Origin of the sequence: Pseudomonas multiresinivorans (assembly GCF_012971725.1) — a bacterium.
GTDB lineage: Bacteria > Pseudomonadota > Gammaproteobacteria > Pseudomonadales > Pseudomonadaceae > Pseudomonas > Pseudomonas multiresinivorans.
In genome coordinates, this window is record NZ_CP048833.1 from 2,467,014 (window position 1) to 2,480,429 (window position 13,416).

Annotated in this window: 13 protein-coding genes; 6 read left to right on the top strand and 7 right to left on the bottom strand. The window is 64.0% G+C overall.

The features are described from left to right. The first annotated feature begins 184 nt into the window (after positions 1-184). On the top strand, positions 185-742 hold the full coding sequence (locus G4G71_RS29900) for a hypothetical protein (protein ID WP_205896263.1): 558 nt from the start codon (positions 185-187) through the stop codon (positions 740-742). A 216-nt stretch (positions 743-958) separates the two neighbouring features. Here G4G71_RS29900 and G4G71_RS11575 read toward each other — a convergent pair whose 3' ends face one another. The 7 genes from G4G71_RS11575 to pobA form a co-directional block, all read right to left on the bottom strand. Continuing rightward, positions 959-1,465 carry a BRO family protein gene (locus tag G4G71_RS11575; protein WP_169937754.1) on the bottom strand — a complete coding sequence of 169 codons (507 nt, stop codon included), beginning with the start codon at positions 1,463-1,465 and terminating at the stop codon, positions 959-961. A 329-nt stretch (positions 1,466-1,794) separates the two neighbouring features. Then, positions 1,795-2,487 carry a hypothetical protein gene (locus G4G71_RS11580; protein WP_169937756.1) on the bottom strand — a complete coding sequence of 231 codons (693 nt, stop codon included), beginning with the start codon at positions 2,485-2,487 and terminating at the stop codon, positions 1,795-1,797. A gap of 137 nt (positions 2,488-2,624) precedes the next feature. Then, positions 2,625-3,245, bottom strand: a complete 621-nt coding sequence (locus G4G71_RS11585) for an HNH endonuclease (RefSeq protein WP_169937758.1) — start codon at positions 3,243-3,245, stop codon at positions 2,625-2,627. Between the two features lie 60 nt (positions 3,246-3,305). Continuing rightward, positions 3,306-4,460, bottom strand: coding sequence for a catalase family protein (locus tag G4G71_RS11590; RefSeq protein ID WP_169937760.1), 1,155 nt, complete (start codon positions 4,458-4,460; stop codon positions 3,306-3,308). A gap of 276 nt (positions 4,461-4,736) precedes the next feature. Next, complete coding sequence (locus tag G4G71_RS11595) at positions 4,737-6,647, bottom strand: di-heme-cytochrome C peroxidase (protein WP_169937762.1); 1,911 nt, start codon at positions 6,645-6,647, stop codon at positions 4,737-4,739. A 273-nt stretch (positions 6,648-6,920) separates the two neighbouring features. Further along, entirely contained in the window at positions 6,921-7,271 is a 351-nt protein-coding gene (locus G4G71_RS11600; protein ID WP_169937764.1) for a hypothetical protein, read from the bottom strand. Between the two features lie 452 nt (positions 7,272-7,723). After that, positions 7,724-8,908: a 4-hydroxybenzoate 3-monooxygenase gene (gene pobA / locus G4G71_RS11605; RefSeq protein WP_169937766.1), complete on the bottom strand. Its 1,185-nt coding sequence runs from the start codon at positions 8,906-8,908 to the stop codon at positions 7,724-7,726. 117 nt (positions 8,909-9,025) lie between these two features. Here pobA and G4G71_RS11610 point away from each other — a divergent pair, with 117 nt between their 5' ends. The 5 genes from G4G71_RS11610 (at position 9,026) to zapE (ending at position 13,355) form a co-directional block, all read left to right on the top strand. Then, the gene (locus G4G71_RS11610; protein WP_420826009.1) at positions 9,026-9,895 is read left to right on the top strand and encodes a helix-turn-helix domain-containing protein; all 870 of its coding nucleotides are present in this window, start codon (positions 9,026-9,028) and stop codon (positions 9,893-9,895) included. A gap of 6 nt (positions 9,896-9,901) precedes the next feature. Then, positions 9,902-10,831, top strand: a complete 930-nt coding sequence (gene pcaQ / locus G4G71_RS11615; RefSeq protein WP_169937770.1) for a pca operon transcription factor PcaQ — start codon at positions 9,902-9,904, stop codon at positions 10,829-10,831. Between the two features lie 117 nt (positions 10,832-10,948). Continuing rightward, positions 10,949-11,668 (top strand): protocatechuate 3,4-dioxygenase subunit beta, encoded by a 720-nt coding sequence (gene pcaH, locus G4G71_RS11620; protein ID WP_138216277.1) that lies wholly within the window; start codon positions 10,949-10,951, stop codon positions 11,666-11,668. Between the two features lie 12 nt (positions 11,669-11,680). Beyond that, positions 11,681-12,286, top strand: coding sequence for a protocatechuate 3,4-dioxygenase subunit alpha (gene pcaG, locus G4G71_RS11625; RefSeq protein WP_169937772.1), 606 nt, complete (start codon positions 11,681-11,683; stop codon positions 12,284-12,286). Further along, entirely contained in the window at positions 12,276-13,355 is a 1,080-nt protein-coding gene (zapE, locus tag G4G71_RS11630) for a cell division protein ZapE (RefSeq protein ID WP_169937775.1), read from the top strand. The genes pcaG and zapE overlap by 11 nt, the downstream gene beginning before the upstream one ends. The last annotated feature ends 61 nt before the right edge of the window (positions 13,356-13,416 follow it).

Here is a 13,416-nt window from a genome sequence, read left to right on the forward strand (position 1 = left end):
GGCTATGCCAGATGTAACAAAATAATATTTTTAGCCTAATCAATTACTTGGAAAATTGCGGCGGCCGACGGCCATGCAGATTGCAGGATCGGGCCCGCGCGGCGCCGCAGATTGCATGCTCGGGGAACGGTTGGCTTATAGTTCCTGCTACCCCAGCCAACGTACCTGACAGAGCAGGGCGCCCATGACCCTCGAACCGACCACCCTGCTATGGGGCGCTCCCGTGCTGATGCTGCTGGGCGGCTACCTGCTGACCCGCTGTATCGGCCGGTTGCGCCGCATCATCTTCCCGGCCGTGCGCCAGCGCTGGGCCGACGCCACGCGCCCGCAAACAATCGCCTTGCCCCGCGCCGGGCGCTACGTCATCAACATCGTCTTCCCGGCCTTCACCGTGGTCACCGGCACCGCCCATTTCTCCGCCGACTTCGCCATCACCGCCCGCGCCTCCGGCCAGCCCGTGCCGTACCAGCGCTATAGCCGTTTCAACCTGTTCAGCGTGCGGCGCAGCGACATGGGCGGCAACTCGAGCAACCCACTGGGCGAGTTCAGCTGCAGCGAACCCGGCGATTACCAGGTCACCTGCCTGACCCCGGAACACATCCGCCCCGGCTTCCTGCTGGAAGTCTTGCCCTACGTCTCGCCGGCCACCTTCGTCCCGCTGATCCTCGGCACCATCCTTTCGGCCGCGATGACCATCGGCGGATTGGTCTTCACCGTCCTCAAGCTGACCGGCCGGCTCTGAATTCGCCTTGCATCGGGGCAACGCCTTGTCCGCCCCGTAGGATGGCGTGGAGCGAAGCGATACCCATCACTCACCCGCCGCCACGGCCGATGGGTATCGCAAGCTCCACCCATCCTACGAACGGTATTCACCGGCAACACCGTAGGGCGAATAACCGCGAAGCGGTTATCCGCCGCCACGCCGGAACGGCGGATAACGCGTGCCGCGTTATGCGCCCTACATCCGCAATCGCTTCGCCCAACCCCGCCAGCCGCTGCGCCCGGCAATCGGCGAACGCCCGCCGAGTACGCGCGGCAAGTCGCCGAAGCGCACCCAGAGATCATCCTGCCAATCCAGCACCCGCAGGCATTGCCGTTCGAACTGCAACTGCACATGGCGTGGGCCGCTGGCCTTGAACTGGCTGCGCACCTGCGGCACCACCGTGCCGCTGATCCAGCGCCGCAGCGAGCCGTAGTCCGGCACGTTGAACAGTACCAGCGCTTGGTATACGGCGGATTCGCTGATCAGTACGTGGTCGAGTTCCAGGCCGTTCTCGGTCAGCAGCCGTTCCTGGCGAATCTGGTCGTCGGCCATGCGCATGGCCAGGCGGTCTTCGTGCGTATAGCCCGTCACGCGGCAGAAATCGGAGAGGAGGAACCAGACCTGATCGTCGATCAGCAGGGCGCGCAGGGTGCGGCGGTGGCGGAGGAAGGGGAGTGGGGTGGGCAGGGATGAATCGTCCATTTCAGTCACATCTCTACTACGAGCAGACCACCTACGGACGATGTTGGATCAGCAGCCACATGAACCAACACGCCGCGTTCCGGTGGACGGCCCAATTGGCTGGGCCGCCGATACAGATCGGCGATTGTCTCTAGGGTTTTCGGGCTGCTAATCCCGGCCCCGCTTTATCACGGGGCGGGTGAACGATAGAGGGAACAAACTGAGGCAGACAAGAGACGCGATGGGTACAGTCCGCCTCGGGGTGAAACTGCATTGCCTGTCTCAGTATTGCAGTCGATGCTGCAGCCATTTCGTTCGTGAAAGTTGTGGGGCTTGCTCTAGCGTCACGTTCAATTCGCGCGCTCAGCTCTGAGTTGTTCAATGTTGCGCGACTTGCCGCCGTTGCTCTTGTAGTCACTCCAGTACTCTTTCATGTCCTCCTGGCACTGCACGATCTGTTCACCTGCCTGACGCAGATTCAGCTTGTTCACGAAGCCGGACGTCGCGCCCACCTTCTTCTCGTAAGTGATGGTTTCGCGCGCTTCCTTGATGCGTAGATCGCAATCAAGGATCAAGTCGGCGGAGATATTGCGCTGTGCTTCGGGGGAAGCGGCGTACTGGCGCGCTTCGGCGTCCTTCGCGGCGAAGTCGCGGGCAGCCAGTTGTTCCGAGGTGGGATTGTCGTTGGCGTCCTTCAAGTACTGCACGGAGACTGGGTCTTCGATCGGTTTGCTATACACCTGGGCGCGGATGGACTTCCAAAAAATGCTGCCGAAGCGAGTTTCCTTCTGTTTTGGCGCCTGGCTGGTCATCTGGTAGCTGGTGGCTGTGAGGTACGGGATTCCGTTGGCAGTAGTGTGTGTTGTGAGTTGAAGCACGGCGCTGACGGTCACCCCTGCGGCCCACTCGTCCTGCGAGAGATTCTCGGTGACCTTGATCCACTGTGCCTCGCCACCGATTGGGTTGCCGTCGAGGGTGCACCCGACTCCGAGGCGGGGCAGGTCGCTATCGCATTTGTGCCGCACTTCCTCCAACGGGGCCATCACCAAGTATTCCTGGGCTGCTTGGGCGCTAGCAATCGGGATTAGCAGAGCAGTAGTCACGGATAGGAGAGAGCTGCGTAGGAGGCTGTACATGAACGGTCCTTGGTGCACTATTGGGCGCTGAATTTGTGAGGGCTTCAGCCGAAATGTCTTTCGCGGTGGCAGTTAGGGCAAAGCGCAATGGCGTTCTCAACCGTGTCGTCCCCGTGCTGGGCGAGCGGTATCCGGTGGTGTACTTCTAGATAGGGTGAGCTGTCCGATTTGCGCTTGAAGGGGGCAGGCTCCTTACAGCCCTCGCAATGCCCTTCTGCACGCAGCAATACCTCGGCGACTACATCAGGGTTGCGGTTAAACACCACCGTACGGACGGTTTTCTTGCTCGGTTTCTTTGGGGCTTTTGCCAGACGGCCCCGTCGCTGCTCGGTTGAGTCCTGAAGCGCTTTCTGCACAGATTGCAGGAAGTCGTCTTGGACGAGCGCGGCTTCGTTCAGCGAGCTGTGCCGATATTCCGCGTACATCACCAGTGCGCGGCGATACATGTCCTTCCCGCGTGTATTGAGCGGCAGGATTTCCTCAGTTGGATCGAACCTCTGGCAAGTGTCGGCGAATGCTGCGCTGGTCTTGACATCGCCCAGCGAGAAGTCGCCATTATTGAAATGCGCAGCCATCTCTTGTAGGCGCCCGTCGATGGCGCCGGTGTAGTGTTTGATGGTCTTGGGGCTTTTGCCTTGGGCAATCAACCAATCGTGAAACGTCATCTATCGCCAACTTTTTTGCCGCTGAATTTCAGTTACTACGTCTCTGTGAGTTGGATGGGACTATTCCCCGCCCACCCCATTGCGCTGATGCCGATAAACACTCACCGCCTCATAAACCGCCTTCCTCAACCGGTTGATCCCGCCAATCGGCTGGTGCTCCGGCAGGGCGTGCCACGGGTTGTAGGAGGTGTTGTCGCAGGCGAGGTTCTGCTCGCGGCTGTCGAAGTCCTGGGGCGGGATGTTGACGGTGGCGATGGTCTGGAAGGGGGCGTCTGATTCGCTCCATTCGACGCTGGTGTCTTCGATGGGCATGTATTTGCTCGGGTCCTGTTTCTGCACTTGCAGGGCGAAGCAGGCGGGAACGCGGTCGACCGAGAGTTGCTGGTACATGGCGGTACGCAGGAAGTTGGGCAGCTTTTCGTTGAGCTTGGGTAGCTGGTAGGCCGGGCAGCCTTCGGCCTGCGGGATGACGCGGAACTTGATGTTGTTTGCCTCGCCCAGCTTGTACGGCGCGATGCCGTTGTAGCCGGTTTCGAAGGGGCTGTCGGGCGCGGGAGCGAGGGTCTGCAGGGCGATGACCAGGTGACGGATTTCCCAGGTGCTGGGCTTCCAGCTGGGGAAGAACGCGGCGACCTTCTGGCCGCTGGCCTGGGCGGCGAAGTTCTGCCGGTATTCAGCAACGTCGCGGACGAAGAACACCGGGTGGTTGAACATGACGAAGTCCTGTTCGGTGTCGTGGCCTTTGCCGGGCATCAGCTTGGCGCCGGGGACGTCGAGCAGTTTGATGGCCATGCCGCGGGCGTCGCGGGCGCTGTCGAACTGCGGGTAGGCGTTGCCGTTGGAGAAGCGGACCATGGCGTCCCACTTGTGGCCCGGCTCGGCGAACACGCCCTGGCGCAGGCCGGGGGCGATATCGCTGGCGACTGTGACCTCGGCCTTCACGCAGCCGTGGGCCTTGGCGTGGGCGTCACGCAGGACGCGGGTGTTGTCGCGGTGCTGTTCGACGATGCGCACGGCGTCTTCGATGATCGCCTGGGTGAGCTGGGCTTCGCCCGGCGGGATTTCTTCCTGGGCGGAGACGGGGCCGGAGAATTTCCAGGCGTAGTAGAGGCTGCCGATGCCCCAGCCGAGCAGGCCGATGGCGGCGATGGCGAGCAGCAGACGGCCGAGCCATTTGCCGAGGAAGAGCCAGATTCGGGTGAGCAGGGAGCGCATGGCACGGGGTCCTTTGGTGTTTTCTTTTTTTGGAGGGGATTCCGTTCCCTGGCCCGTGCGGGCTTGCTGTGGAGCGTTTCCCTCTCCCTAGTCCTCTCCCTGAAGGGAGAGGGGATGGGTTCGGTGATTCGGTGGTGCTCAGGAGCTTTACCTGTAGGAGCGAGCTTGCTCGCGAACCCGCTTCACTCTGGAGCGGTGGGGAGTCTGTTCGCGAGCAAGGACTAGGCGTCCCCCTCGGTCCTACAAAAAAACAAAAGACAGTTCAGCGCTGGCCGGTCATTCGCACTTCGGCCCGGGCGTCCACGGTGGGGTGGGGACGTTCGGGTCGAGTTTGTTTTCGTATTCGGCGTTGCCCAGCACCTTCAGGTATTCCACCAGCGCCCAGCGTTCTTCCGGCGACAGGGCGCGGCCGATGACGCCGTCCTGGCGGCAGCCGTCGCGGAATTCGTGGCCGCGGTTGCTGTTGCCGGTGACGCTGGTCTTGTAGAGGAAGCCGCCGGGGAAGCGTTCGGTGCGGTAGCCGGCGAACTTGGGGTCGTACTCGAAGCTGCCGACCCAGAATTGCGCGTCGCGCTCGGCCACCGGGGAGAGCATCTGGAACAGGTTGGGCACCGAGCCGTTGTGCAGGAAGGGCGGGGTGGCCCAGATGCCGTCCAGCGGGCGGGCCTTGTAGGCGCGCAGTTCCTGCACGCCGATGGGCAGGCCGTAGCCGTTCATTTCCTGCTGCTGTGGCTCGCTGATGTGCGCGTCGCGGTAGGCGCGCTGCTCGACGAAGGCGGTGATGTAGGCCAGGCCCTTGGCGGCGGAGATCTTCGACAGGTCCAGTTGGACGTCGCTCTGCGGGTAGAGGTGGACGTTCATGCCCTGCAGCTCGTCGGTCTTCAGCTTCAGCGCGCGGATGTCGAAGGTGTGGTCGGCGATGTTGTCGGCGGTGGTCGGGTCGGTGCCGATCTCTTTCGTGGACACCAGCTTCATGCGCCACTCGGGCACGCGCGCCGGGGCGATGTAATCCTTGGCGCCGGGCTCCTTCACGTGCGGGCCGTGGCAGTAGACGCAGTTGGCCTGGAACAGGGCGCGGCCCTGGGAGGCTTTCTTCAGGTCGATTTCGCCGAAGACGTCCTTCGGCCAGGCCGGCGGCTTGAGCTGCTTGAGGGTTTCCTCGAGGGTGTAGAGGTCGCGCAGGCGCACGCTGGAGGCGTAGCGCTCATCGCCCATCACCGGTTTGCCGTCGCTTTCGAACATGCGCAGGGTGGCGCCGACGCCGAGGGCTTCGCCGATGTTGCGGGCCATGGGCTGCATGGCCGAGCCGTTCCACTGCACCCAGTCGAATTTCCAGATGTCCCAGACCTGCGGGTAGTTCACCGGGGCGTTGGCGACGCGGTAGTTGGAGGCGTCGATGCCATCGCCGAACACGCTGTTGGCGATGCGCCCGAAGGCATCGGCGCGGCCGGGGCCTTCCAGGGTCGGGTAGAGGCCGCGGTGGGTGTCGTTCCAGGCGGTGGAGACGAGGGTGCCGAGCACGTTGCGCACGTCGCGCTTGAGAGCGGCCTTGCCCTTGGGATAGCGGTCGCCGAGCACGCCCTTGGCGAAGCGGTCGAACTTCCACGGTACGTAGTAGGTGGACGCGAGGCTGGCGCCCAGCGCCTGGCCGAACGCGCCGCCGCGCAGGGTGGGCACGGTGGAGGCAATGGAATGCATGGCCGCGCCGCCGTCGATGCGGATGGCGGTGCCTTTGTAGCGCAGCTCGCCGGTGTGGCAGGCGGAGCAGGTGATGTCGAGGTACCAGGCGCCGGTCTCGCCGTCCTGGTGGCGGGCGAAGCCGACTGGCAGGTTGCCGGGGTTCTTTGTGGTGGCGGCCAGGGTGTCATCGGCGGCGCGGCCGATCTGCTCGGGCTCGATGAGGAAGCCGAAGCGTGCGAGGTTTTCCGGGGAGGCGAACTTGTCCTTGCTGAAAGGCTGCTCGAGGTGGGTGAACCAGTCGTAGCGCAGGCCTTTCACCTGGGTGCCCTGGGGCGTGTAGTAGTAGGTTTCGCGGTCCTGTTTGGACCACTGCTCCTCGAGGTGGATCATCTTCTGCGGCGGGGTGTATTCCGGCAGATTGGGATGCGCGGTGTACCAGGCGATGAGGCCGCCGACAAGCAAGAGCAGCAGCAAAATCGCCAGTAGGACGCGTCCGAGAATGCGCATCGAAACTTCCTTGTTATGTGTGCGAAAAAGATTCGGACGTTTATGCCAACTGCGTGACGGATTGGCAAGGTGATGCCGCACTGAATTCAGGGTTTTTATGGCGGGTTACGGGGTGTGGCGGGGAGTTTCCGGATTTACGGAGAGCGGATGTGCGGCGGCAGCATGGGTATCGCTGCGCTCCACCCATCCTACGGAAACCTGGTGGATAGCAGTCAGACCCATTCGTAGGATGGCGTGGAGCGAAGCGATACCCATCGTCTTTCAGGCAAGCGCTTAAGTCGCGGGGCGCAGCTCTATCAGCAGGCTCAGGCAGATCACCGCGCCGATCAGCACGCCGACCACGCTGGCGATGATCAGCGGCCAGCGCAGGCCGGGGCTGTCCTCTTCGTCATCGGGCAGGCGCGCATGGATGGCGGGCCAGAGTTCGTCCGGGGGCGGCAGTTCCGGCCAGGGTTCGTCGCTGGGCGGCGGGGAAGGGTGGCCGGCGAGCTGGTAGAGCAGGGCGATCATCCAGTCCAGCGCGGCGATGCGCGAGGGGTGATAGCGGTCGGCGTCGGTCCAGACGTGGAGGAAGGTGTCGACCAGCAGGGCGTCGGCCTGCGTCTGATCGTCCGTCAGCTTCATTGCCAAGGGGTAGAGGCGCGGGGCAGTGCAGCGGTACAGCGTGGCGAAGGCGCGCGCGTCCCCGTCGCCGCTTTCGGCGAGCAGGTAGCTGAGGAAGTTGGCTTCGTCCGGGTCGATGACGGCCTCCGGCGGTGTCGCGGCGAGCGATGTGGCTGGAGGGTAAGGATAGATCGCGATGCTTTTTGTAGGAGCGAGCTTGCTCGCGAACTGCCCAGCAGCGGATCTCCCGGCGAGCCTCTGTTCGCGAGCAAGCTCGCTCCTACCAGATCAAGAGCCCCTCACCCTAACCCTCTCCCCGTGGGAGAGGGGACCGTTCGGTGCAGGATGAAACCTCGACGTCAGCCGGCACGGACGGCTCCCTCTCCCACGGGGAGAGGGTTGGGGTGAGGGGAAAGCATCGGTACAGGCTTCCACGGAACGACGGTTGCTCCTGCAAGCTCGGTGAGTCGGCACTAAGCCACGTCCTCGAACGGCAACCCGACATAGTTCTCGGCAATGGTCGTGCGCCCGGCCTCGGAGCCGAGGAAGTAGTCCAGCTCGGTCTCCAGCATGCGCTGGGTGAAGGCGTCGCTGTCGGGGAACTGGTGCAGCATCGAGGTCATCCACCAGGAGAAGCGCTCGGCCTTCCAGATGCGCCGCAGGGCAATCGGCGAATACTGCTCCAGCAAGTCGGTGCGGCCGTCGGCGTAGACCTTCAGGAGGATTCGGTGCAGGGCATCGACATCGCTGGCCGCCAGGTTCAGTCCCTTAGCGCCGGTGGGCGGGACGATGTGCCCGGCGTCGCCGACCAGGAATAGCCGGCCGTACTGCAGCGGCTCCACCACGAAGCTGCGCAGCGGGGCGATGCTCTTTTCCAGCGACGGCCCGGTGACCAGCTGGCGCGCAACGTCCTCGGGAATACGGCGTTTGAGCTCGTCCCAGAAACGCCCGTCAGACCAGTCCTCCACCTTTTCCTCCAGCCCTACCTGCAGGTAGTAGCGGCTACGGGTGGCGCTGCGCTGGCTGCACAGGCTGAAACCGCGCTCGCTGCTGGCGTAGATCAGTTCGTGGCTGACCGGTGGAGTGTCGCTGAGCAGGCCGAGCCAGCCGAAGGGGTAGACGCGCTCGAAGACGCTCAGGCGCTCGGCGGGAATGCTGCGCCGGGCCACGCCGTGGAAGCCGTCGCAGCCGGCGATGTAGTCGCAGTCCAGGCGCACGCGCTCGCCCTGATGGCTGAAAGTGACGTAGGGCTTTTCGCTGGTGACGTCGTGCAGCTCCACGTCAGCCACTTCGTACACGCTCATCGCGCCGCTGGCCGCACGGGCCTGCATAAGGTCGCGAGTGACTTCGGTCTGGCCGTACACCATCACCTGCTTGCCGCCGGTGAGGGCCTTGAGGTCGATGCGCTCGCGGCGGCCGTTGAGCACAAGTTCGAAACCGTCGTGGAGCAACCCTTCGGCGTCCATCCGCGCGTTGGCGCCGGCTTTGCGCAGCAGGTCGGCGGTGCCCTGTTCCAGCACGCCGGCGCGGATGCGGCCGAGTACGTAGTCGGGGGTCTGGCGTTCGAGGATCACGCTGTCGATGCCAGCCTTGTGCAGCAGCTGGCCAAGCAGGAGGCCGGCGGGGCCGGCGCCGATGATGGCGACTTGAGTCTTCATGGGGTGGCTCCTTGGAGAGCGCTGTTGTTTTTGTCTCCTGCATTTTTTGTGGATGGGATCGGCCTTTGAAGGTAATTTTCAACAGTCTTCTTGGACTTTTCATGGATGCGGGCGGTGATCGAACAACGTGCTGACAATCCGGTCCCGGTGTTTCGCCTGTATGGCGAGACTGCTGCGTGGCCGACGCCCGACCTGATCCACTGCGAATCCATCGCCTCGCGCAGCCGCCTCCACGACTGGGAAATCCGCCCGCATCGCCATGGCGACCTGGTGCAGCTGCTCTACGTGCAATCCGGTGCGGCGGAGTTGGAAGTTGAGGGGCGGCTGACGCCGATCCGCGAGGCGTCGCTGCAGGTCACGCCGGCGCTGGCTGTGCATGGTTTTCGCTTCGCCGAGGACGTGCAGGGCTGGGTGCTGAGCATGGGCCTGCCGCTGGCCGAGCAGCTCGGCGGCCTGCTGGAAAGCACGGTGCTGGAGCAGCCGGCGTGCTTTGCCGTGGGCGAGGGCAAGCGTCACCTGGATGCGCTGTTCGAATCCATCGACCGCGAGTACGCCGGGCAGGCGCCGGGCCGCGACCTGATGCTGCAATCGCTGCTCAACATGCTGCTGGTCTGGCTCAGCCGCCGGGCGCTGGAGCAGTCCCGCACGGAGGCAAGCCAGCAGGATCGCGGCGTCGAGCATATGCAGGCGTTCTCCCGCCGGCTGGAGCAGGATTTCCGCTTACATCGGCCCATCGAACACTACGCGGCGGCGCTGGGCATCAGCGCCGCGCACCTCAATGCGCTGTGCCGGCGCCTGGCCGGGCAGTCGGCGCTGCAGATGATCCACCAGCGCCTGCTGCTGGAGGCCAAGCGCAACCTGGTGTACACAGCCATGACCATCCAGCAGGTGTCGGACAGCCTGGGCTTCTCCGAACCCGCGTATTTCTCCCGATTCTTCAAGCGCTACGCCGGGGTTTCGCCCCGCGCGTTCCGCGAGCTGCGTTGAGCCGCCATGAATATCGATTCGCGTATCAAGTTCCGCCACCTCGTTTGCTTCCTCGAAGTGGCCCGCCAGGGCAGTCTGGCCCGCGCGGCGGATGCCCTGGCCGTGAGCCAGCCGGCCATCTCGAAGACGCTCAAGGAGTTGGAGGACCTGCTCGAAGCCAGCCTGTTCGAGCGCGGCAAGAGCGGGGCCAGTCTGACGGAAGCGGGGGTAGCCTTCCTGCGCTACGCCGGCCCCTGCGTGCAGGCGCTGCGTGATGGCGTGAACAGTCTGCGCGGCGGTGAGTACGCCTCCAGCACGGTACGTCTGGGCGTACTCTCCACCGTCGAAAGCCTGTTGATGCCGGAGACGGTGCGGCGCCTGCACGAGCGTCACCCGGCGCTGGTGGTCAGCGTGGTGACCGGGCCGAGCGCGCACCTGCTCTCGCAATTGCGTGTGGGCGAGTTGGACCTGGTGGTCGGCCGTATGACCGAAAGCCCGCAGATCCAGGGCCTCGCTTTCGAGCACCTGTACAGCGAGGCGATGACCCTGGTGGCCCGCGCCGGCCATCCGCTGCTGGGCCGCCCGCTGCCGCCCTCTGCGCTGGACGATTGGCCGCTGGTGCTGCCGCTGGCCGGCACCACCATCCGCAAGTCCGCCGACAGCCTGCTGGTGCAGAGCGGCCTCGGCCAGCCGCGCCAGAGGCTGGAAACCCTGTCCACGGTACTCAGCCGCCGTTATGTATTGACCAGTGATGCGCTGTGGATCGCCCCGCTGGATTCGGTGCGCCTGGACCTGCGCTCCGGCGAGATGGTCGAGCTGCCGCTGGATGTACAGGAACCGGGCGGTTCGGTGGGGGTTTGCAGCAACTCGACGCTGCCGCTTTCCCTCGGTGCGCACTGGTGCCTGGAGGTACTGCGCGAGGTGGGAGAAGCCTATCGCAATGGGACTTATCCATAACCCGATGGTTATGGATGGCGGGCATCTTTTCAGTTTTCCAGTTCGGATGAGCCGGCGACACTGCGTCGCACTGCCTGATGCAACAGGCTCCTATAAATCCAACAAGAGGAGACCGACATGTCCGACGCGGAGAACAGCCGCTTCGTCATTCGTGACCGAAACTGGCACCCTAAAGCCCTCACGCCCGACTACAAGACCTCCATCGCCCGCTCGCCGCGCCAGGCGCTGGTGAGCATTCCGCAATCGGTTTCCGAAACCAGCGGCCCGGACTTCTCGCACCTGAAGATGGGCGAGCACGACAACGACCTGCTGCTCAACTTCAACAACGGTGGCCTGCCCATCGGCGAGCGCATCATCGTTTCCGGCCGGGTCATGGACCAGTACGGCAAGCCCGTGCCGCATACCCTGGTGGAGATGTGGCAGGCCAACGCCGGCGGCCGTTATCGCCACAAGAACGACCGTTATCTCGCGCCGCTGGACCCGAACTTCGGCGGCGTCGGCCGTGCGCTGACCGACAGCGAAGGGCGCTACGTCTTCCGCACCATCAAGCCCGGCCCGTATCCCTGGCGCAACGGCCCGAACGACTGGCGCCCGGCGCACATCCACTTCTCCATCAGCGGCCCGTCGATCTCCACGCGGCTGATCACCCAGCTGTACTTCGAGGGCGACCCGCTGATTCCGATGTGCCCCATCGTCAAGTCCATCGCCAACCCGGACGCGGTGGAAAGCCTGATCGCGAAGCTCGACATGAGCAACGCCAACCCCATGGACTGCCTGGCCTATCGCTTCGATATCGTGCTGCGCGGCCAGCGCAAGACCCATTTCGAGAACAAGTGAGGAGGACCGACCATGCCTATCGAACTGCTGCCGGAAACCCCCTCGCAGACCGCCGGCCCCTACGTGCACATCGGCCTGGCGCTGGCCGCTGCTGGTAATCCGGCCCGTGACCAGGAAATCTGGAGCGAGATGGCCAAGCCCGGCGCGCCGGGCGAACACATCCTGCTGATCGGCCATGTGTATGACGGCAACGGCCACCTGATCCGCGATTCCTTCCTGGAACTGTGGCAGGCGAATCACGAAGGTGTGTATGACACTGATTACGATCTGGAAAAGCCTTTCAATGGCTTCGGACGCACGGCAACGACCTTCGATGCTGGCGAGTGGCAGGTGCAGACCATCAAGCCCGGTGTGGTGAAAAACGCCGCCGGTGTGCCCATGGCGCCGCACATCAACGTCTTGCTGTTTGCCCGTGGTATCAATCTGCATTTGCAGACGCGCCTGTACTTCGAAGACGAGGCACAGGCGAATGCCGTTGATCCGGTCCTGAACCTGATCGAGCAGCCCGAACGTCGGCAAACCCTCATTGCAAAGCGTTGCGAGGTGGACGGGAGGCTCGCTTACCGGTTTGATATCCGCGTCCAGGGAAATGCGGAAACGGTGTTCTTTGACTTCTGATACACGACTACATGAGACATCCGCCGAGCCGGTCGCCGACCGCGTTCGGCGGCACTTCGCGGCCGCGCTCGATGAGCGCGGCTACCGGGCGGACGAGGCGCAGGTGACGGCGGTGGACCACCTCGCCACCTGGCTCGACGACTTCTTCGCCGGCCGCCATGGCTTCCTGCGCAAGCCGGTGGCGGGCGTCTACCTGTGGGGTGGCGTGGGGCGGGGCAAGAGCTTCGTCATGGACCAGTTCTTCGCCGCCGCACCGACCCAGGCCAAGCGCCGCGTGCACTTCCATGCCTTCCTGCAAGAACTGCAATCACGCATGTTGGCGATCACCGGGCAGTCCGACCCGCTGGTGCGCGTGGCCCGCGCCATCGCCGAGGAAACCAAGCTGCTGTGCTTCGACGAATTCCACGTGCACGACATCGGCGACGCCATGCTCCTGGGACGGATGCTGAAGGTGCTGGTGGACGAAGGTGTAGGCCTGGTCTGTACGTCCAACTACGAGCCGGAAAACCTCTGCCCGAATCCGCTGTACCGCGAGCGCTTCCGTCCGGCCATCGAGCTGATCGAAAAGCGCTTCGACGTGATCTCGGTGGATGCCGGCCAGGATTACCGCGAGCACAGCACGTCGCTGGAAGAGTGGGGCAGCTTCCTCTGGCCGGCCCGCGCGGATGATCGGGAGCTGATCGGCTCGCGCCTGGGGCTGGCCGCAGACGCAAAGTTCGACGAGGTGCTCAGCGTCAATCACCACCCGCTGAAGGTGCATGCCCACGACGACCACTGTGCGTGGATGGACTTCAGCGAAATGTTCGAACGCCCGCGCTCGGCCAGCGACTACCTGTGGCTGATCGAGCATTTCCCGCGCATGGCAGTCAGCGGCCTCGGGCCGCTGGCGGATTACCCGCCGGACGTGAGCATGCGCTTCCTCAACTTCATCGACATTGCCTACGACCGGCAGTTGAGGCTGCAATTGTTCGCCACGGTGTCGCTGGACGAGTTGGCGGCGGGCGGGGCAGCGCTGGACTTCTCGCGAACGCTGAGCCGGTTGCGGCAGTTGAAACTGGAGCCGCTGTAGGCGGTCGCGCGGGCCGTCGAGATTGGTTCGCGAGCAAGCTCGCTCCTACGAAGATCACTCC